General features: G+C 69.8%; 17 protein-coding genes and 2 tRNA genes. 15 read left to right on the forward strand and 4 right to left on the reverse strand.

Annotated features, from left to right (window positions below; genetic code table 11):
* The first annotated feature begins 16 nt into the window (after window positions 1–16).
* The 3 genes from Q673_RS30460 to nadA all read left to right on the forward strand — a co-directional run bounded on the left by Q673_RS30460 (window position 17) and on the right by nadA (window position 1,486).
* A tRNA-Lys gene (locus Q673_RS30460) sits at window positions 17–92 on the forward strand.
* Between the two features lie 27 nt (window positions 93–119).
* A tRNA-Lys gene (locus tag Q673_RS30465) sits at window positions 120–195 on the forward strand.
* 262 nt (window positions 196–457) lie between these two features.
* A complete protein-coding gene (nadA, locus tag Q673_RS30470; RefSeq protein ID WP_023006526.1) occupies window positions 458–1,486 on the forward strand; it encodes a quinolinate synthase NadA in 1,029 nt (342 codons plus the stop codon).
* Between the two features lie 102 nt (window positions 1,487–1,588).
* On the opposite strand, the gene Q673_RS30475 is transcribed toward nadA, so the two are convergent.
* The gene (locus tag Q673_RS30475; RefSeq protein ID WP_023006527.1) at window positions 1,589–3,055 is read right to left on the reverse strand and encodes a M48 family metalloprotease; all 1,467 of its coding nucleotides are present in this window, start codon (window positions 3,053–3,055) and stop codon (window positions 1,589–1,591) included.
* Window positions 3,056–3,206: 151 nt separating this feature from the next.
* Here Q673_RS30475 and Q673_RS30480 point away from each other — a divergent pair, with 151 nt between their 5' ends.
* Both Q673_RS30480 and Q673_RS30485 read left to right on the forward strand, forming a co-directional pair.
* A complete protein-coding gene (locus tag Q673_RS30480; RefSeq protein WP_023006528.1) occupies window positions 3,207–3,455 on the forward strand; it encodes a sulfurtransferase TusA family protein in 249 nt (82 codons plus the stop codon).
* On the forward strand, window positions 3,452–4,552 hold the full coding sequence (locus Q673_RS30485; protein WP_023006529.1) for an AI-2E family transporter: 1,101 nt from the start codon (window positions 3,452–3,454) through the stop codon (window positions 4,550–4,552). Before Q673_RS30480 ends, Q673_RS30485 begins: the two co-directional genes overlap by 4 nt.
* Before the next feature lie 27 nt (window positions 4,553–4,579).
* Here Q673_RS30485 and Q673_RS30490 read toward each other — a convergent pair whose 3' ends face one another.
* Complete coding sequence (locus Q673_RS30490; RefSeq protein WP_023006530.1) at window positions 4,580–5,068, reverse strand: peroxiredoxin; 489 nt, start codon at window positions 5,066–5,068, stop codon at window positions 4,580–4,582.
* A gap of 219 nt (window positions 5,069–5,287) precedes the next feature.
* On the opposite strand from Q673_RS30490, the gene dapA reads away from it, so the two are divergent.
* From dapA to purC, 4 genes are read left to right on the forward strand one after another with little or no spacing between them, the layout of a single operon-like run.
* The gene (gene dapA / locus Q673_RS30495; protein ID WP_031218378.1) at window positions 5,288–6,172 is read left to right on the forward strand and encodes a 4-hydroxy-tetrahydrodipicolinate synthase; all 885 of its coding nucleotides are present in this window, start codon (window positions 5,288–5,290) and stop codon (window positions 6,170–6,172) included.
* Between the two features lie 31 nt (window positions 6,173–6,203).
* Entirely contained in the window at window positions 6,204–7,175 is a 972-nt protein-coding gene (locus Q673_RS30500) for a hypothetical protein (RefSeq protein WP_031218379.1), read from the forward strand.
* Window positions 7,175–7,966, forward strand: coding sequence for an MBL fold metallo-hydrolase (locus tag Q673_RS30505; RefSeq protein WP_023006533.1), 792 nt, complete (start codon window positions 7,175–7,177; stop codon window positions 7,964–7,966). The genes Q673_RS30500 and Q673_RS30505 overlap by 1 nt, the downstream gene beginning before the upstream one ends.
* Before the next feature lie 40 nt (window positions 7,967–8,006).
* A complete protein-coding gene (gene purC / locus Q673_RS30510; protein ID WP_023006534.1) occupies window positions 8,007–8,720 on the forward strand; it encodes a phosphoribosylaminoimidazolesuccinocarboxamide synthase in 714 nt (237 codons plus the stop codon).
* A 55-nt stretch (window positions 8,721–8,775) separates the two neighbouring features.
* Here purC and tsaA read toward each other — a convergent pair whose 3' ends face one another.
* Window positions 8,776–9,501 (reverse strand): tRNA (N6-threonylcarbamoyladenosine(37)-N6)-methyltransferase TrmO, encoded by a 726-nt coding sequence (gene tsaA, locus Q673_RS30515; RefSeq protein WP_031218380.1) that lies wholly within the window; start codon window positions 9,499–9,501, stop codon window positions 8,776–8,778.
* Between the two features lie 101 nt (window positions 9,502–9,602).
* Here tsaA and Q673_RS30520 point away from each other — a divergent pair, with 101 nt between their 5' ends.
* Window positions 9,603–10,142 carry a GNAT family N-acetyltransferase gene (locus Q673_RS30520; protein WP_023006536.1) on the forward strand — a complete coding sequence of 180 codons (540 nt, stop codon included), beginning with the start codon at window positions 9,603–9,605 and terminating at the stop codon, window positions 10,140–10,142.
* A 33-nt stretch (window positions 10,143–10,175) separates the two neighbouring features.
* Here the strand turns inward: Q673_RS30520 and nadC are convergent, their stop codons facing one another.
* Window positions 10,176–11,018: a carboxylating nicotinate-nucleotide diphosphorylase gene (gene nadC / locus Q673_RS30525; RefSeq protein WP_023006537.1), complete on the reverse strand. Its 843-nt coding sequence runs from the start codon at window positions 11,016–11,018 to the stop codon at window positions 10,176–10,178.
* 89 nt (window positions 11,019–11,107) lie between these two features.
* Between nadC and ampD the strand changes: the two genes are divergently transcribed.
* The 5 genes from ampD to tsaB all read left to right on the forward strand — a co-directional run bounded on the left by ampD (window position 11,108) and on the right by tsaB (window position 18,534).
* On the forward strand, window positions 11,108–11,677 hold the full coding sequence (ampD, locus tag Q673_RS30530) for a 1,6-anhydro-N-acetylmuramyl-L-alanine amidase AmpD (RefSeq protein ID WP_023006538.1): 570 nt from the start codon (window positions 11,108–11,110) through the stop codon (window positions 11,675–11,677).
* A gap of 313 nt (window positions 11,678–11,990) precedes the next feature.
* Window positions 11,991–14,669 carry a pyruvate dehydrogenase (acetyl-transferring), homodimeric type gene (gene aceE / locus Q673_RS30535; RefSeq protein WP_023006539.1) on the forward strand — a complete coding sequence of 893 codons (2,679 nt, stop codon included), beginning with the start codon at window positions 11,991–11,993 and terminating at the stop codon, window positions 14,667–14,669.
* Window positions 14,670–14,727: 58 nt separating this feature from the next.
* Complete coding sequence (aceF, locus tag Q673_RS30540; protein WP_023006540.1) at window positions 14,728–16,737, forward strand: pyruvate dehydrogenase complex dihydrolipoyllysine-residue acetyltransferase; 2,010 nt, start codon at window positions 14,728–14,730, stop codon at window positions 16,735–16,737.
* 242 nt (window positions 16,738–16,979) lie between these two features.
* Entirely contained in the window at window positions 16,980–17,636 is a 657-nt protein-coding gene (gene adk, locus Q673_RS30545) for an adenylate kinase (protein WP_023006541.1), read from the forward strand.
* Window positions 17,637–17,829: 193 nt separating this feature from the next.
* A complete protein-coding gene (gene tsaB, locus Q673_RS30550) occupies window positions 17,830–18,534 on the forward strand; it encodes a tRNA (adenosine(37)-N6)-threonylcarbamoyltransferase complex dimerization subunit type 1 TsaB (protein ID WP_023006542.1) in 705 nt (234 codons plus the stop codon).
* Window positions 18,535–18,581: the final 47 nt, after the last annotated feature.

Here is an 18,581-nt window from a genome sequence, read left to right on the forward strand (position 1 = left end):
CTGCCCCCGTTCGGACGGGTCGTTAGCTCAGTTGGTAGAGCAGTTGGCTTTTAACCAATTGGTCGTAGGTTCGAATCCTACACGACCCACCATCCGGACCGAGGCTTGTTCGCAAGCTCGGGTCGTTAGCTCAGTTGGTAGAGCAGTTGGCTTTTAACCAATTGGTCGTAGGTTCGAATCCTACACGACCCACCAATTCCGACGCCCCGGCCTCCCTGAGGTCGGGGCGTTTTCGGCTGGGGCACATGTGCCCGGCCGACCGGGCTGCCATGTCGGGATGACGATTCCTTGACCGGGAGGGGTCAATTCCCCAGCGTCGTGGTCTAGAATAGGCCTCAGGAGCCTGCAGGCGAGAGACGCGGCCAGGCTCATCGGCGCATCCACCGCGCGGAGCGCGCGGCCGGGATGTTCCCGTAATGCGCAGGGGGAGCCCCTGCCGGTCACAGTGGTAGACACGATGACGATCACGACTTCCCGTGCCCAGGTGCGTGAGCACCTGACCCGCACCTACTGCCCCACCCGAATCCCCGCCGAGGACGAGGCCCGGGTCGAGGAGATCAAGCGCCTCCTCGAGGCCTACAACGCCGTCCTGGTGGCCCACTACTACACCGACGATGCCATCCAGCAGCTCGCCGAGGAGACCGGCGGCTGCGTGGCGGACTCCCTGGAGATGGCCCGCTTCGGCGCCCGTCACCCGGCCGACACCCTGGTGGTGGCCGGCGTGCGCTTCATGGGCGAGACCGCCAAGATCCTCTCCCCGGAGAAGCGTGTGCTGATGCCTACCCTGGAGGCGACCTGCTCGCTGGACCTGGGCTGTCCCGCCGACGAGTTCAGCGCCTTCTGCGACCAGCATCCCGAGCGCACCGTGGTGGTCTACGCCAACACCTCGGCGGCGGTGAAGGCGCGCGCCGACTGGGTGGTGACCTCCTCCATCGCCGTGGACGTGATCGAGCACCTCCAGGCCCGTGGCGAGAAGATCCTGTGGGCTCCGGACAAGCACCTCGGTGGCTACATCCAGAAGCAGACCGGCGCCGACATGCTGCTGTGGGACGGCGCCTGCATCGTCCACGAGGAGTTCAAGGCCCAGGGGGTCGAGGAGCTCAAGGCGCTCTATCCCGAGGCGGCGGTGCTGGTGCACCCCGAGTCGCCGGCCTCGGTGGTGGCACTGGCCGACGTGGCGGGCTCCACCTCCCAGCTGATCCAGGCGGCCAAGGCGCTGCCCAACGACAAGCTGATCGTGGCCACCGATCGCGGCATCTTCTTCAAGATGCAGCAGGCGGTGCCCGAGAAGACCCTCTTCGAGGCGCCCACCGCCGGCAACGGCGCCACCTGCAAGAGCTGCGCCCACTGCCCGTGGATGGCGATGAACGCCCTGGACAACCTGGCCGACGCCCTGCGCCACGGCCACGGCGAGATCCAGGTCGACGCCGCCTTGCGCCAGGCCGCGCTCAAGCCCCTGGAGCGGATGCTCAACTTCCAGAAGTGAGCGTCGAGCCACCAGCGCGCGTCGACGAGACGCCCCGAAGGCCAAGGCCTCCGGGGTGTCTTTTGTTGCAAGCCATGTCCGGGCGCTGGCGTGTTCCTGCGCTTACTGAAACTCCTCCAGCGTCTCCCGGTAGCCGAGGAAGGCCTGGTAGCGCTGGTCGATGCGGGCGGTGGCGGCGGCGTCGCCGTCGCGCTCGGCCACGCGGCGGGCCACCCCCAGCTGGCGGATCGCCTCGGTGATGCGCCCGGTCAGCTGCTGGTGCTCGGCACGGGCCAGGTGGCCCCAGGCCTCGCGGCCGCTGCGCCCCGCGGCCTCGGCCAGCAGGGTGAAGACCCCGGGATCCTCCGGGCGACGCTCGGCCAGCTCCCTCAGGACCCGCCATGCCTCGTCCGGGTCGCGCTGCAGCAGCGCCTCGCCGAGCACCAGCTGCGTGGGTACATGGCCCGGCACCAGCCGCAGCAGGCGGCGACTGCGCTGGATGGCGTCGTCGATGCGCCCGGCGTCGAGGGCGACCTCGGCGGCCGAGGCTGGCAGCAGGCTCAGGTCGGGCAGCTCCCCGGCCAGGGCATCGAGCCGGCGCAGGGCGGTGGCGGTCTCGCCGCGCTCGGCGGCGACCAGCGCCTCCAGGTAGCGCCGGGCGGCGGCCGGTGGGGCGTCCTGGGCCTGGCGGGTCAGCGCCTGCTGCGGGTCGCGAGCATGGATGCTCAGCAGCGCCCGGGCACGCACCAGGTGGTACTGCAGGTCCTCGCGGCGGGGAGTGGCCTCGAGCTGGGCGGCGCGTGAGGCGGTATCGCTGATCCGCGACTCCGTCAGCGGGTGGGTGAGCAGGAACTCCGGGGGGGTGCCGCCCTGCAGGCTAGTCAGGCGCTGCATGGCGCGGAACATCGACGCCATGGCCTCGGGGTCGTAGCCGGCCCCAGCCATCACCTGCAGGCCGAGGCGGTCTGCCTCCTGCTCGTAGCGTCGCGAGTAGGCCAGCTGGTCCTGGATGAAGGCGGCCTGGGAGCCCATGGCCACGCCGATGCCGGCGTCGCCGCCGCCCGCCGCGGCGATCAGCATGCCGGCGAGCATGGCCGCCATGGCCGGTACCTGGGTCTGCTCGGCGCGGGCCTGGCCGCGGGCGTAGTGACGCTGGGCCAGGTGGCCGAGCTCGTGGGCCAGCACCGAGGCCAGCTCCGCCTCCCGGGCGGCGAAGGCGAAGAGCCCGGCGTTGACCCCGATGACCCCGCCCGGCACGGCGAAGGCGTTGAGGCGGTGGCTGTCCACCAGGGTGGCGATCAGGTCGCTGCCGCCCAGGCCGCTGTGAGGCGCCAGGCGCGCCACCAGCGCCTCGACGTAGGCCCGGGCGATGGGGTCCTGCCACTGCGGTGCCCGGGCGCGGAACTGGCGCAGCCAGGCACGACCGAGGCGGTACTCCTCGCCGGCGGCGGCGCGGCTTCCCGCGCTCGACAGGCTGGGCAGCTCGGCCTCCTGCTCCCAGCCGGGTGTGGTCCACTGGCCGGCGGCGGGCAGCGCCAGGCCGAGGCCAAGCAGCACGCCGGCGAGGCGGATGAGGGGGCGCGATGGCATGGGGGTGCTCTCCTTCGGGCGGGGCGTACGCTCGCTCTCTGACATTGATTCGCCCCGCAAAGTGCCTTTAAATCTCTGGTGCCTGTGAACCTTTACGGTCCCCGTCGCCGGCACGCCGGCGGCGCCTTCCTGCATTCTTCCGGGAGTCTCCATGTCGCTGCAACCCGACCAAGTGCTCGACGTTTGCGGGCTGCCCTGCCCGCTGCCCCTGCTCAAGGCCAAGCAGGCGCTGGCCCGGCTCGAGGCGGGCCAGCTGCTCGAGGTGCGTGCCACCGATGCCGGCTCCTGGCAGGACTTCGCCAGCTATGTCGAGCTCAGCCCCCATGCCATGCCGGCCAGGGAGGAGCGCGGCGGCGTCTACCACTACTGGTTGCGCAAGGGCGAGGAGCGCGCCTCATGACGCTGCGGGCGGTGCTCAAGAGCTGGGTCGACCACTACCTCTCCGACGAGGAGGCGGTGATCCTGCTGGTGCTGCTGGTGGTGGGCTTCGCGGTGGTGATCTTCATGGGGCGCATGCTGGCCCCCTTCCTGACCGCCCTGGTGCTGGCCTTCCTGCTGCAGGGGGCGGTGAGCTGGCTGGAGCGCCATCGGGTGCCGCACCTGCTGGCGGTGACGCTGGTCTTCCTGGCCTTCGTGGGCCTGCTGCTGGCCATGGCGCTGATCCTGATGCCATTGATCTGGAACCAGCTGGTGGGGCTGGTGCAGGAGACGCCGCGCATGTTTGCCAGCGGCCAGCGGCTGCTCGATGACCTCCAGGAGCGCTATCCGCAGCTGGTCACCCCGGACCAGATCCAGAACTGGATCGCCGCGGCCGGACGCGAGATCACCCAGCTCGGGCAGCGCGCCCTGACGCTGTCGCTGGCCTCGCTCGGCAACGTGCTGGCGCTGATCGTTTACCTGGTGCTGGTGCCGATCCTGGTGTTCTTCCTGCTCAAGGATCGCGAGGCGCTGGTGGGCTTCACCGTCTCGCTGCTGCCCCAGAAGCGCACCCTGATGACCCGCATCTGGCACGAGATGGACAGCCAGATCGCCAACTACGTGCGTGGCAAGTTCATCGAGATCATGATCGTCGGCACCGTGGCCTTCGTCACCTTCGCCTTCTTCGGCCTGCCCTACACCGCCCTGCTGGCGGTGCTGGTGGGGTTCTCGGTGCTGGTGCCCTACATCGGCGCGGCGGTGGCCACCCTGCCGGTGGCGGCGGTGGCCGGCTTCCACTTCGGCATGACCGACCAGTTCCTCTACGTGCTGGTGGCCTACGGCGTAATCCAGGCGCTGGATGGCAACGTGCTCGTGCCGGTGCTGTTCTCCGAGGCGGTCAACCTGCACCCGGTGTCGATCATCGTGGCGGTGCTGTTCTTCGGCGGGATCTGGGGCTTCTGGGGGATCTTCTTCGCCATTCCCCTGGCCACCCTGCTCAAGGCGCTGGTCTATGCCTGGCCCCGGGGGATCAAGCGCCACCGCGAGGACGAGGGCCACGTCGCGCCGGCGGGGGAGTGAGGGGCGCCGGCGCGGTGGCGGATGCCCTCAGTCGGCGCTCAGGCGACCCTCATGCAGTGCCTGGGCCGCCTCCAGCACCTCCTGGGCATGCCCCTTGACCTTGACCCCGCGCCACTCCCGGGAAAGCCTGCCCTCGGCGTCGATCAGGAAGGTGCTGCGCTCGATCCCCAGGTGCTCCTTGCCGTAGAGCTTCTTGAGCTTGATGACGTCGAACAGCCGGCACACCGCCTCCTCCTTGTCGGAGATGAGGTCGAAGTTGAAGCCCTGCTTGGCCTTGAAGTTCTCCTGGGCGCGGATGCCGTCCCGGGAGACCCCCAGGATCACCGTGTTGGCGGCGTCGAAGTCCGCCTTGCGGTCGCGGAAGTCGCCGCCTTCGGTGGTGCAGCCGGGGGTGCTGGCCTTGGGGTAGAAGTAGACCACCACCTGCCGGCCCTGCAGCGCCGAGAGGGTGATCTCGCCCTCGCCGGTGGCGAGGGCGGTGAAGTCGGGGACGGGCTGGCCGATGCTGACGCTCATGGATGCCTCCTGGGTCGGGTAGGGGAGGCATCGATTACACGCAACCGCCGAGCGGCTGTCAAAGCGCGGCTGGGGAAAGTCGCGCCGCCGCTGTACAGGCTCCGGTCGCCTGAGTACCATTTGACCCTTGCGGGGCAGCCTGCCCCTTGCGCCCCGGCATGGCCGGGGCCTGGCGCCGCAGCCGTACCGGCAGCAGTCGAACCGAGAGGAAAGATGAGGATGGTTACGGGAAGCATCGTCGCCCTGGCGACGCCGATGAAGGTCAATGGCGATATCGACTGGGAGGCGCTGCGCCGCCTGGTGAACTTCCACCTCGACAACGGCACCGACGGCATCGTCGCCGCCGGCACCACCGGCGAGCCCACCACCATGTCCTTCGCCGAGCACTTCGACGTGATCCGTGCTGTGGTGGAGGAGGTCGACGGGCGCATCCCGGTGATCGCCGGCACCGGCGCCAACGCCACCTCCGAGGCGGTGGAGCTGGCGCGCTACGCCAGCGAGGTGGGGGCTGACTACTGCCTGTCGGTCTGCCCCTACTACAACAAGCCCACCCAGGAGGGGCTCTACCGCCACTTCAAGGCCGTCGCCGAGGGCAGCAAGCTGCCGGTGATCCTCTACAACGTGCCCGGCCGCACCTGTTCGGACCTCTACAACGAGACCGTGCTGCGCCTGGCCGAGGTGGACAACATCGTCGGCCTCAAGGACGCCACCGGCAACCTGGAGCGCGCCGAGGACCTGATCGGGCGCCTCAAGGGCAGCGACTTCATGCTCTACTCCGGTGACGACGGCACCGCCTGCGACTTCATGCTGATGGGCGGCCACGGCGACATCTCGGTGACCGCCAACGTGGCGCCCCGGGTGATGCATGACCTGTGCGCCGCCGCGGTGGCCGGCGACGCCGAGCGCGCCCACCAGCTCAACACCCGCCTGATGCCGCTGCATACCAACCTGGGCATCGAGGCCAACCCGATCCCGGTCAAGTGGGCGCTCCACCGCATGGGCCTGGTCGAGCCCGGCATCCGCCTGCCGCTCACCTGGCTCTCGGAGAAGTACCACTCCACCATCAGCGAGGCCCTGCAGCTGGCCGGGCTGATCGACGACTGATCGGCGCCGCGCCGGACCCCTGGAGAACTGGATGCAAGGTGGACTCATGACCCCCGCGCTGAAATGGCTGCCCCTGGCGGCGCTCGTCGCCCTGGCCGGCTGCGCCCGCGATGACGGCTACTACCACGACCGCAACATCGACTACGCCGATGCTCGCCAGGCACCGCCCCTGGTGCTTCCCGAGGGGCGCGACCGTGAACGTTTCCGCGATGCCATGCCGGTGCCCGAGGCCGCCGGCAGTTTCCGCCCCGGCGACGATGGCTTCGAGGCGCCGGCGCCCCAGGCGCTGGGCGCCGGCCGCGTCGAGCGTGACTTCGTCGAGCGCCGCGCCGTGGGCGATGACGCCTGGCTGGTGGTGGCTGCCGCCCCGGACAGCGTCTGGCCCCAGCTGGAGGGCTTCGCCCGCAGCCGTGGCCTCGGCGTCGAGGCCAGCGACTCCGCCCGCGGGGTGATCGAGACCCGCCAGGCGCGGCTCAGCGTTCGCCAGGGGCTGCGCAGCGGCGACAGCGAGGTGCGTTGCGATCAGGCCGGCCGCCCGCTGGGCCCCTGCCTGGACGCCCTGGAGGAGTACTTCGCCGCGCGCAGCGCCTCGGCCTCCAGCGCCGCCTCGTTGCGCGCCCAGGGGCTGGCCGGCGAGGAGCGCCTGCGCCTGGTCGAGCGCGGCGACGAGTGGGTGGTCGAGGTGCCGCTGGATATCGAGCGGACCTGGGCCGAGCTGGAGTACCAGCTGCGTCAGGACTTTACCCTCGAGGGAAGCCGTGAGCTGCTGGAGAGCACCCCGGCGGACTACTCCCATCGCATCCGTTATCTGCCTCTTTCCGAGCGCCGTGAAGGCTTCTGGAAGGGACTGGTGTCATCGCCGTCGCCGCGCGAGATCCGCCTGGTACTGGAGAGCGAAGGGCCCGAACGGACCCTGCTGCGCGCCGAGAGTGCCAGCGAAGAAGGCTTCAGCGCCGAGGATCGCCGTGAACTGCTGGAGCGGGTGGCGAGCCTGCTGCGCTGATGACGGTGACGCAGGAGGCGCCTGGGCGGCTGCGCTTCGCCTCCCTGGGCAGCGGCAGCAAGGGCAATGCCACCCTGGTCAGCGACGGCGAGACCCACCTGCTGGTGGACTGCGGCTTCAGCCTGCGCGAGGCGGAGCGGCGCCTGAGACGGCTGGGCATGCACCCGCGCCAGCTCGATGCCCTGCTGGTGACCCACGAGCACGGCGACCATATCCGGGGCATCGGTGCCCTGGCACGCCGCTATCGGCTGCCGGTGTGGCTGACCCCGGGCACCTGGGCCTCGGGACGCCTCGGCGAGCTGCCGGAACGCCGCTGGATCACTCCCCAGGCGCGCTTCGCGGTGAAGGGGCTTTCCATCGACCCGGTGACCGTGCCCCACGATGCCCGCGAGCCGGTACAGTTCCGCATCCAGGGCGGCGAGCGGCGGCTGGGATTGCTGACCGACCTGGGGCATCCCACCGAGCATGTGGCGCGTGCCTTCGCCGGCTGCGATGCCCTGGTGCTGGAGTGCAACCATGACGTGCGCATGCTGGCCGAGGGGCCCTATCCGCCGCGGCTGAAGCGTCGGGTGGGGGGCGACTGGGGCCACCTGGCCAACGCCCAGGCGGCCCGCCTGCTGCCCCGCCTCGGCCTGGATCGCCTGCAGCGCATCGCCTGCTCGCACCTCTCGGAACACAACAACCGCCCCGAGCTGGCGCTGGAGGCCCTGGTGCCGCTGCTCGACGGCGACGAATCGCGGCTGATGGTGACCTGCCAGGACGATGGCCTGGCGTGGCAGGCCATCGCCTGAGCCCTACCTTCCTTCCTGACTCGAGCCCCCGGAGGCTGCCATGGAAAAGCGTCAAGAACTCTACGCCGGCAAGGCCAAGTCGGTCTTCGCCACCGATGACCCCGATCGCGTGATACTGCAGTTCCGCGATGACACCAGTGCCTTCGACGGCGAGCGCATGGAGTCGTTGGACCGCAAGGGCATGGTCAACAACCGCTTCAACGCCTTCATCATGGAGACGCTCGCCGAGGCCGGCGTGCCCACCCACTTCGAGAAGCGCCTCTCCGACACCGAGAGCCTGGTCAAGCGGCTCGAGATGATCCCGGTGGAGTGCGTGGTGCGCAACCTCGCCGCCGGCGGCCTGGTCAAGCGTCTGGGCGTCGCCGAGGGGCAGGAGCTGAACCCGCCCACCTTCGAGCTGTTCCTTAAGAACGACGCCCTGCACGACCCGATGATCAACGAGTCGCTGGCCGAGACCTTCGGTTGGGCGACCCCCGAGCAGCTGGCCGAGATGAAGGCGCTCACCTTCAAGGTCAACGCCGTGCTCAAGCAACTCTTCGCCGACGGCGGCCTGCTGCTGGTGGACTACAAGCTGGAGTTCGGCCTCTTCCAGGGCCAGATCGTGCTCGGCGACGAGTTCTCCCCGGACGGCTGCCGGCTGTGGGATGCCAAGAGCCGCGAGAAGCTCGACAAGGACCGCTTCCGCCAGGGGCTGGGCGGCGTGATCGAGGCCTACGAGGAGGTGGGCCGCCGCATCGGCATCGATTTCGACTGAGCCTTGCGGGGCTTGGCGCTTCATCACCGGGGGCCCTGCGGGGCCCCTGGTCGCGTCAGGGCGTAGCGATCTCCACCACCTCGAGGCGCGTGATACCCGCCTCGTCGGTGAGGGTGCGGAAACGCACGTCGACGTCGCGCAGGCGCACCCCGTAGGGGCGTGCCTCGTCGCCGCGGCGATAGGCCGGCCGCGGGTCCTGGGCCAGTACCTCGATGATCAGCGTGCGCAGCGAGGCGGCGTCCTCGCGCGCGGCCAGCGCCGTCTCGGCCGCCGCGGTGAAGCCTACCGGCAGCCGGGGCGGCGCCTCGGGGGCGAAGCCGCCGCGGGCCTCGGGTCGCGCCTCGGCCCAGGGCAGGTAGGGCTTGATGTCCAGCACGGGAGTGCCGCCCACCAGGTCGGTGCCGGCCAGGGTCAGCCTGACCCCGTCGCCGAGGTCGACCGCGAGGAGCTCCACCAGGGAGAGCCCCAGGCGGTTGGGGCGATGGGTGCTGCGGCTGGCGAAGACGCCGACCTTGCGGTTGCCGCCGAGGCGCGGCGGGCGCACCAGCGGGGTCCAGCGCTCGGGGCTCTGATGGAACAGGAAGGTAAGCCACAGGTGGCTGAACGTCTCCAGGCCGCGGACCGCCAGCGGGTCGTCGTAGGGCGGCAGCAGCCGGAGCGTGGCGCGCGCCGAGGGGGCGAGCCCCGGCTGGCGGGGCACGCCGAACTTGTCGGGGAAGTCGCTCTCGATGACGCCGATGGGCGACAGTGTGATCTCGTGAAGGGGGGCAGGGGCGCTCATGGTGGGCATTATGCCTGCCGCCCGCTGCGGCGGCGAGGCCGGTTGGCGGGACCGGCGCCCTTGTGTAGGCTCTCGCCAACACCCCGGCAGGAGACCTCCCCATGAACGACACCCTCAACGCGGACGCCGGCCAGGCCGCGGCACGGCCCGGCGCACGCATCCGCTATCGCGAGGCGCGGGCGCGTGACGCCGCCGACCAGGCCGAGGTCTTCCACCACGCCGTCATGCAGGGCGCCATGGCCCACTACAGCGTGGCCCAGCGCGAGGCCTGGGTCTCGGCGCTGCCCCGCGATGCCAGCGCTTGGGCGGCGCGCCAGGCGCTCTACACCACCCTGGTGGCGGACTGCGACGGGCGCTGCGTGGGCTTCCTGGAGCTCGAGCCGGCCCGAGGGCGCATCGTGACCCTCTATGTCTGGCCGTCGCTGGCGCGTCGCGGGATCGGCGCGACCCTGCTGATCCACGCCGAGCGGCTGCTGGTAGAGCAGGGCGTGGGGCGGGCCAGCATCGAGGCGAGCCTGCTGTTGGCCGAGGGGCTGGTGCGCCGCGGCTGGCGCGACCTGGGGCAGGAGTGGGTCGAGCGCGGCGGCGAGCGGCTGCCGCGCCACCGCCTGGAGAAGCGCCTGGAGGCGCTGGAGACCTGAGGGCGCCTCCCGCCGGCGCCCGGTCGATCCGTCTCAGTCCAGCAGGCGCATGGAGAGGTCGATCGCCTTGACGTCCTTGGTCAGGGCGCCGCTGGAGATGCAGTCGACGCCGGTCTCGGCGATGGCACGCAGGGTGGTCTCGTCGACGTTGCCGGAGGCCTCCAGGGTCGCGCGGCCGGCGCCGCGGCGCACCGCCTCGCGCAGCTCGTCAAGGCCGAAGTTGTCGAGCATGATCACGTCGGCCCCGGCGGCCAGCGCCTGCTCCAGCTCCTCGAAGGTCTCCACCTCCACCTCTACCGGCAGGTCGCGGGCGATATCGCGGGCCTCCTGCACCGCCGCGGCGATGCCGCCGCAGGCGGCGATATGGTTCTCCTTGATCAAGAAGGCGTCCCACAGGCCGAGACGGTGGTTGTGTCCCCCGCCGCAGGCCACCGCGTACTTCTGGGCCAGGCGCAGGCCGGGCAGGGTCTTGCGGGTATCCAGCAGGCGCACCCCGGTGTCTCCGATCAGGTCGACGTAGTGGCGGGTGCGGGTGGCGGTGGCGGAGAGGGTCTGCAGCAGGTTGAGCGCGGCGCGCTCGCCGGTCAGCAGGCTGCGTGCCGAGCCCTCGAGCTCGAGGAAGGCCTGGCCCGCCTCCAGGCGGTCGCCGTCGGCAGCCTGCCAGCGCAGGGCCACCGTGGGATCCAGGCGCCGGAACAGCTCGTCGACCCAGGCCACCCCGCACAGCACGCAGGCCTCGCGGGTGATGACCCGGGCCCGGGCGTGCTGCTCGGCGGGGATCAGCCCGGCGGTGATGTCACCGGGGCCGACATCCTCGGCCAGCAGGCGGGCGGCGGCGTCGCGGATCTCTTCGGCTAGGGCGTCCTGGTAGTGCATGCGTTGCCTCACGGGTCGAGGTGGGGTGGCCGAGCCGGCCGGGGGCGCCCATTATAGGCAATCCACTCGAATCACGTCAGGGGAGGCGCATGGTGATCGAACAGGGCTGGCTGGCGGGGGCGCGGCGGGTGCCCTCGCCCAACTGCGACGCGCGCCCGGATGGCGAGGTATCGCTGCTGCTGCTGCACTCCATCAGCCTGCCGCCGGGGGTGTTCGGCGGGGATGCCATCGAGCGCCTCTTCACCAACCGCCTCGACCCGTCGGCACACCCCTTCTTCGCCGCCATCCAGGGGCTGCGGGTCTCGGCCCACCTGTTGATCCGCCGCGACGGCGAGTGCGTGCAGTTCGTGCCCTTCCAGCGCCGCGCCTGGCACGCCGGGCGCTCCCGCTGGCACGACGGCAAGCGCTGGAGAACCGCCCTCAACGACTTCGCCATCGGCATCGAGTTGGAGGGCGACGAGGTCTCGCCCTATACCGCCGCCCAGTACGAGCGCCTGGCCGAGGTCGCTGGCGCGCTCCTCGCCGCCTATCCCGCCCTCGATGCCACGCGCATCGCCGGCCATGCCGAGGTGGCGCCGCTGCGCAAGTCCGACCCCGGGCCGGCCTTCGACTGGGCCTACTGGCGGCAGCGCCTGGCCACGCAGCCGGCGCCGGGCTGACGCAGGCCGCTCGCTTGCTTGAAACGGTAGTTTACTTACAACCCCTTGACCTTGGTCGGAATCATCTTGCCCGGTGCCTCGCAAGCCCTTGCGCTGCGGTGCAATATCTTGTTTGTGGAAAATAATTCCAATCCTTGTTGAATTGGCAGGGCGGGGCATATACGGTATCTTCCACGCAGAAACGGTGCGTCCGGCGCCCGTCCTGTAGGAAAATTACAACGTTGTCATGCGGCGTGCTGCCTCTCTGGCGAGAGGGCGCCTGCTGCCCGCTCAGCGAGCACACGACATCCCATCGTCATTCGGAGAGACGTCTATGAGTCTGGAGGCAAGAGAGGATCTCGATCCGGTCGAGACCGAAGAGTGGCTGGAATCCCTCGAGTCGGTTCTGGATCATGAGGGCGAGGAGCGCGCCCGGTTCCTGCTCACGCGCCTGGCCGACCGCCTGCGCCGCGACGGTACCCAGCCCCCCTTCTCGGCGACCACGCCGCACCGCAACACCATCCCGGTGCACCGCGAGGCGCCGATGCCCGGCGACCTCTTCATGGAGCGCAAGATCCGTTCCATGATCCGCTGGAACATGGCGGCGATGGTGACCCGCGCCAACCGCAAGCACAAGGGCATCGGCGGCCACCTGGCCAGCTACATGTCCAGCGCCACCCTCTACGAGGTGGGCTTCAACCACTTCTTCCGTGCCCCCAACGGTGACTTCCAGGGCGACCTGGTGTTCATCCAGGGCCACAGCTCCCCGGGCATCTACGCCCGTGCCTTCCTCGAGGGGCGCCTGACCGAGGAGCAGATGGACAACTACCGCCAGGAGGTCGACGGCAACGGGCTCTCGTCCTACCCGCACCCCTGGCTGATGCCCGACTTCTGGCAGCTGCCCACGGTCTCCATGGGCTTGGGCCCGATCATGGCCATCTACCAGGCCCACGTCATGAAGTACCTGGACCAGCGTGACCTGCAGCCGATGCAGGACCGCAAGATCTGGTGCTTCATGGGCGACGGCGAGTGTGACGAGCCGGAGTCCCTGGGCGCCATCCACCTGGCCAGCCGCGAGAAGCTCGACAACCTGATCTTCGTGATCAACTGCAACCTGCAGCGCCTCGACGGTCCGGTGCGCGGCAACTCGCGCATCATGGACGAGCTGGAGGGCGTCTTCCGCGGCGCCGGCTGGAACGTCATCAAGGTAGTCTGGGGCCGCCTGTGGGATCCGCTCTTCGAGAAGGACAAGAAGGGCGTCCTGCAGAAGCTCATGGACGAGACCGTCGATGGCGAGTACCAGAACTGCAAGGCTAACGGCGGCGCCTATACCCGGGAGAACTTCTTCGGTAAGTACCCGGAGACCGCCGAGATGGTCAAGGACCTCTCCGACGAGGACATCTGGAAGCTCAACCGCGGCGGCCATGACCCGTTCAAGGTCTACGCGGCCTATCACCAGGCGGTGAACAACGCCAACGGGCGTCCCACCGTGGTGCTGGCGCATACCGTCAAGGGCTACGGCCTGGGTGCCGACGGCGGCGAGGCCGACAACGAGGCCCACCAGGTCAAGTCCATCGACGATCCCGAGGTGCTCAAGCGCTTCCGCGACCGCTTCGGCATCCCGATCTCCGACGAGGAGATCGAGCATGACATGCCCTACTACAAGCCGGCCGACGACACGCCGGAGATGAAGTACATGCATCTCCAGCGCGAGCGGCTGGGCGGCTACCTGCCGGCGCGCCAGCACGACTTCGAGGCGCTGGAGATCCCGGGCCTCGATGACAAGATATTCGCCAGCCAGATGGGCGGCTCCAAGGGCCGCGAGGTCTCCACCACCATGGCCTTCGTGCGGGTGCTCAACGGCCTGGTCAAGCACAAGAGCTTCGGCAAGCAGGTGGTGCCCATCGTCCCCGACGAGGCGCGGACCTTCGGCATGGAGGGCATGTTCCGCCAGCTCGGCATCTACACCTCCGAGGGCCAGAAGTACGAGCCCATGGACAAGGGCCAGCTGATGTTCTATCGCGAGGACAAGGCCGGCCAGGTACTCGAGGAGGGCATCACCGAGGCGGGAGCGATGTCCTCGTGGATCGCCGCGGCCACCTCCTACGCCAACCACGGCCTGCCGCTGCTGCCCTTCTACATCTACTACTCGATGTTCGGCTTCCAGCGCATCGGCGACCTGGCCTGGGCGGCCGGCGACCTGCAGGCGCGCGGCTTCCTGGTCGGCGGCACCGCGGGCCGCACCACCCTCAACGGCGAGGGCCTGCAGCACCAGGATGGCCACAGCCACCTGCAGGCCTCTACCATCCCCAACTGCCGCACCTACGACCCCACCTATGCCCACGAGCTGGCGGTGATCGTGCAGAGCGGCCTGACCCGGATGTTCGTCGACAAGGAGCCCTGCTTCTACTACCTGACGGTGATGAACGAGAACTACGAGCACCCCGAGCTGGAGGAGGTGCCCGCCGACGACATCATCAAGGGCATGTACCTGCTGCGCGAGACCCAGGGTGACAAGGCCCGGGTGCAGCTGATGGGCTCCGGCACCATCCTGCGCGAGGTCGAGGCCGCCGCCGAGCTGCTCCGCGAGGACTGGGGCGTGGGCGCCGACATCTGGAGCGTGCCGAGCTTCAGCGAGCTGCGTCGCGAGGCGCTGGGCCTGGATCGCGAGGCCTTCCTGAACCCTGAGGCCGAGCCGGGCAAGCCCCACGTCACCCGCTGCCTGGAGGGTCGCCAGGGGCCGGCGGTCGCCGCCACCGACTACATGCGCCTGTTCGCCGACCAGGTGCGTGCCTGGGTGCCCACCGACTACCACGTGCTGGGGACCGACGGCTTCGGCCGCTCCGACACCCGCGAGAAGCTGCGCGAGTTCTTCGAGGTGGATCGCCGTTTCGTCGCCGTGGCCGCCCTCAAGGCGCTCGCCGAGCGCGGCGAGCTCGATCGCAAGGTGATCGGCGAGGCGCTGGCGAAGTACAACATCGATCCGGCCAAGCCGAATCCGCTGACCGACTGATCCGGTGGGGCGGGCCCGTGCCCGCCCCCTCCAGGCACGATTTGGAAGGAGCGCGACCTTGAGTAGCGAAATCATCAAAGTACCGGACATCGGCGGCGATACCGATGTGGAGATCATCGAGATCGCGGTGTCGGAAGGCGACGTCATCGACGCCGAGGACACCCTGATCACGCTGGAATCCGACAAGGCCAGCATGGACGTGCCCTCGCCCAAGGGCGGCAAGGTGGTCAAGGTGCTGGTGAAGGAGGGCGACACCGTCTCCGAGGGTGACGACATCGTCGAACTCGAGATCGAGGGCGACGGCGACGCCGCGCCGGCGGCGGACCAGGCCGAGGAGAAGGCCGCACCGGCGCCCGAGAAGGCCCCGCAGCCCGCCGCCGAGACCCCGGCGGCCAAGGGCGGCGGCGGCAAGCGCACCGTGGAGATCACCGTGCCCGACCTCGGCGGCGACAGCGACGTCGAGGTGATCGAGGTCTCGGTGGCCGAGGGCGATGAGGTTGACCTCGAGGCAGCGCTGATCACCCTGGAGTCGGACAAGGCCTCCATGGACGTGCCGAGCCCCCATGCCGGCAGGCTGGTCTCCCTGGCCGTGAAGGAGGGGGACACCGTCTCCGAGGGCGACCTGATCGGCACCATGGAGATCACCGACGAGGGCGGCGAGGCACAGCAGGCCCCCGCGTCCACGGCGAGCGAGCCCCAGGCGGCTGCCGAGTCCGAGCCAGAGCCCGCCCCCCAGGGCGGCGGCGAGCCGCAGCGTCATGAGGTCCGGGTGCCGGACCTGGGCGGCGCCAGCGACGTGCCGATCATCGAACTGGCCGTGGCCGAGGGCGACGAGGTCGAGGAGGAGACGCCGCTGATCACCCTGGAGTCCGACAAGGCCTCCATGGATGTGCCGAGCCCCCACAAGGGCCGGCTGGTGGAGCTCGCCGTCAAGGAGGGCGACAGCGTCTCCGAGGGTGACCTGATCGGCGTCATCGAGACCGCCGGCGCCGCCCCCGCGCCCGCCTCGAGCGGCGGCAAGGCGAGCGGGAAGCCGGCCGAAGCGTCTCAGGCAGGTAAGCCCCAGGCCGAGAAGCCCGCTCCGACTCCGGCCGGCACCCCGAGTCCCGAGGCCGAGATGGCGTCCTACAAGCCCCGTGAGGGCAAGCTGGTCCATGCCGGCCCGGCGGTGCGCATGCTGGCCCGGGAGCTCGGCGTCGACCTGACTCAGGTCCCGCCCAGCGGTCCCAAGCAGCGCGTGCTCAAGGAAGACGTCCACGCCTACGTCAAGCAGGTGATGGCCAACCAGGGCAAGGCCCAGGCCGCCCCTGGCGCGTCCGCGGCGGCCGGTTCCGGCATCCCGCCGATCCCTGATCAGGACTTCAGCCAGTTCGGCGAGGTGGAAGAGAAGCCCATGGGGCGCCTGATGAAGATGGGCGCCACCAACCTGCACCGCAGCTGGGTCAACCTGCCCCATGTCACCCAGTTCGACGAGGCGGACATCACCGAGCTGGAGGCCTTCCGCAAGTCCATGAAGGCCGAGGCGGAGGCCCAAGGCGCCAAGCTCACGCCGCTGCCCTTCCTGATCAAGGCGTGCGCCTACGCCCTGCGCCAGTACCCGCAGTTCAACGTCAGCCTGAAGAGCGACGGCGAGACGGTGGTGCACAAGAAGTACGTGCACATCGGCATCGCCGTGGACACCCCGGACGGCCTGATGGTGCCGGTGATCCGCGACGCCGACAAGAAGTCGCTGATCGACCTCGCCAAGGAATCCGTGGAGCTGGCCAAGAAGGCGCAGTCGAAGAAGCTCAAGCGCGAGGAGATGACCGGCGGCTGCTTCACCATCTCCAGCCTGGGTTCCATCGGTGGCACCGCCTTCACCCCCATCGTCAATGCCCCGGAGGTCGCCATCCTCGGCGTCTCCAAGGCGTCGATGAAGCCGGTGTGGGACGGCGCGACCTTCCAGCCCCGGCTGATGATGCCGCTGTCGCTCTCCTACGACCACCGCGCGGTCAACGGGGCCGACGCGGCGCGCTTCACCGCGCTGCTGGGGCAGCTGCTCACCGACATCCGTCGACTGCTGCTCTAGGGCCAGGCTAGCCCCTGCCCGGACGACGGCGCCCCGCGGGGCGCCGTCGTCATTTTCGGCCCGGCACGGTGCGCCAAGACCAAAGTGCAACACGGGGCGAGAGCGTTGAAATGCAAGACGTTTTCGTGCCTCGGCGGGAGTGGGGAAGGGGGTGGCGCTTGTGCTGGTCCCGGGCCGCGGTTATCGTTCACCACCCACGATTTCTTCATTACTGACAACCACTTGACCACGAGGACTCGATCATGCGTTTGATCCTGTTGGGCCCCCCCGGTGCCGGCAAGGGCACCCAGGCCCAGTTCATCTGCGAGCGTTTCAACATCCCGCAGATCTCCACCGGCGACATGCTGCGTGCCGCCGTCAAGGAGGGCAGCGAGCTGGGCGTCAAGGTCAAGGAGATCATGAACAGCGGCGGGCTGGTCTCCGACGACATCATCATCGACCTGGTCAAGGAGCGCATCGCCCAGCCCGACTGCGCCAACGGCTTCCTGTTCGACGGCTTCCCGCGCACCATTCCCCAGGCCGATGCCATGAAGGAGGCCGGGGTGAAGCTGGACCACGTGCTGGAGATCGCCGTGGACGACGAGGAGATCGTCAACCGCCTGGCCGGTCGCCGCGTGCACCCGGGCTCCGGCCGGGTCTACCACGTCGACCACAACCCGCCCAAGGAGGCCGGCAAGGACGACGTCACCGGCGAGGCGCTGATCCAGCGCGACGACGACCGCGAGTCCACCGTGCGCAACCGCCTGGCGGTCTACCACGAGCAGACCGCGCCGCTGGTCGACTACTACCAGGCCTGGGCCGAGCAGGACCCCGAGGCCGCGCCGGCCTACCATCGCGTCGAGGGCATCGGCAGCGTCGACGATATCAAGAGGCGGGTGCTCAAGGCCCTGGAGGGCTGATCGAGCCCTGTTCGCAGGGGCTTGCCCGGCGACATGCCTGAGCGGGGGCGCGGTGAACCCCTCCAGGCCTGTCCCCGGCGCCCCTCGGAGTTACGCCAGCGCTTCCACTCGGATGGCCCGCCTCGAGCGGGCCATCGTCGTTCGGGGCCCGGCCACGTATAATGTCCGCCCGTTTTTCCCGGATGGTATTGCCATGTCGATCCTGCTGGCCCTGGATGCCTCGTCGAGCGCCTGCTCCGCCGCGCTGCTGCGGCGGCGCCTCGGCGCCGACGACGAACTGCTCTCCCGCTTCGCGCTGACCCCCCGCGAGCACACCCGGCGCCTGCTGCCCATGGTTGACGAGGTGCTGGCCGAGGCCGGGGTGGCGCCCGCCGAGCTCGACGCCATCGCCTACGGCCATGGCCCCGGCTCCTTCACCGGCCTGCGCATCGCCGCCGGCGCCGCCCAGGGGCTCGCCTACGGCCTCGACCGCCCGCTGGTCGGTGTCTCCACCCTGGCGGCCCTGGCACTGGGTGCCCACCGCCGGCACCACTTCCGCTGGCTGGTCACCGCCCTGGACGCGCGCATGGGCGAGATCTACGTCGCCGCCTGGCAGTGCACCGGCGCTCGCCCGGAGCGGCTGCTGGACGAGGCGGTGATGGCACCGGAGCGCCTGCGCCTGCCGTCGGGGCATGATGACCACGACTGGGTCGGGGTGGGCTCCGGCTGGACGCTGCTCGAGCGCATGCCCGCCGAGGTGCAGGCCGAGCTCGGCCAGCACCTGCCCGAGGTGGAGGCGGACGCCGCCGACATGGCGCTGCTCGCCATGGCGACGTTCGAGGACGGCGGTGGCCAGCCGGCGCATCTCGCCCAGCCGGTCTACCTGCGCAACGAAGTGGCGTGGAAGAAGGCCAGGTGAGTGCCCCGGTGGCGGTGCAGGGGCAGGCGCTGGCGGCGCTCGCCGAG

The organism is Halomonas sp. PBN3 (assembly GCF_000475415.1).
Classification (GTDB): Bacteria; Pseudomonadota; Gammaproteobacteria; order Pseudomonadales; family Halomonadaceae; genus Halomonas; species Halomonas shengliensis.

Excerpts from the sequence above, each read along its gene's own strand:
- Q673_RS30520 (WP_023006536.1), top strand. The coding sequence starts at position 9,603 with ATGAACGACACCCTCAACGCGGACGCCGGCCAGGCCGCGGCACGGCCC.
- Q673_RS30505 (WP_023006533.1), top strand. The coding sequence starts at position 7,175 with ATGACGGTGACGCAGGAGGCGCCTGGGCGGCTGCGCTTCGCCTCCCTG.
- Q673_RS30490 (WP_023006530.1), bottom strand. The coding sequence starts at position 5,068 with ATGAGCGTCAGCATCGGCCAGCCCGTCCCCGACTTCACCGCCCTCGCC.
- Q673_RS30500 (WP_031218379.1), top strand. The coding sequence starts at position 6,204 with ATGCAAGGTGGACTCATGACCCCCGCGCTGAAATGGCTGCCCCTGGCG.
- tsaA (WP_031218380.1), bottom strand. The coding sequence starts at position 9,501 with ATGAGCGCCCCTGCCCCCCTTCACGAGATCACACTGTCGCCCATCGGC.
- Q673_RS30475 (WP_023006527.1), bottom strand. The coding sequence starts at position 3,055 with ATGCCATCGCGCCCCCTCATCCGCCTCGCCGGCGTGCTGCTTGGCCTC.
- purC (WP_023006534.1), top strand. The coding sequence starts at position 8,007 with ATGGAAAAGCGTCAAGAACTCTACGCCGGCAAGGCCAAGTCGGTCTTC.
- tsaB (WP_023006542.1), top strand. The coding sequence starts at position 17,830 with ATGTCGATCCTGCTGGCCCTGGATGCCTCGTCGAGCGCCTGCTCCGCC.
- ampD (WP_023006538.1), top strand. The coding sequence starts at position 11,108 with ATGGTGATCGAACAGGGCTGGCTGGCGGGGGCGCGGCGGGTGCCCTCG.
- Q673_RS30485 (WP_023006529.1), top strand. The coding sequence starts at position 3,452 with ATGACGCTGCGGGCGGTGCTCAAGAGCTGGGTCGACCACTACCTCTCC.
- adk (WP_023006541.1), top strand. The coding sequence starts at position 16,980 with ATGCGTTTGATCCTGTTGGGCCCCCCCGGTGCCGGCAAGGGCACCCAG.
- nadA (WP_023006526.1), top strand. The coding sequence starts at position 458 with ATGACGATCACGACTTCCCGTGCCCAGGTGCGTGAGCACCTGACCCGC.
- dapA (WP_031218378.1), top strand. The coding sequence starts at position 5,288 with ATGGTTACGGGAAGCATCGTCGCCCTGGCGACGCCGATGAAGGTCAAT.
- nadC (WP_023006537.1), bottom strand. The coding sequence starts at position 11,018 with ATGCACTACCAGGACGCCCTAGCCGAAGAGATCCGCGACGCCGCCGCC.
- aceE (WP_023006539.1), top strand. The coding sequence starts at position 11,991 with ATGAGTCTGGAGGCAAGAGAGGATCTCGATCCGGTCGAGACCGAAGAG.
- Q673_RS30480 (WP_023006528.1), top strand. The coding sequence starts at position 3,207 with ATGTCGCTGCAACCCGACCAAGTGCTCGACGTTTGCGGGCTGCCCTGC.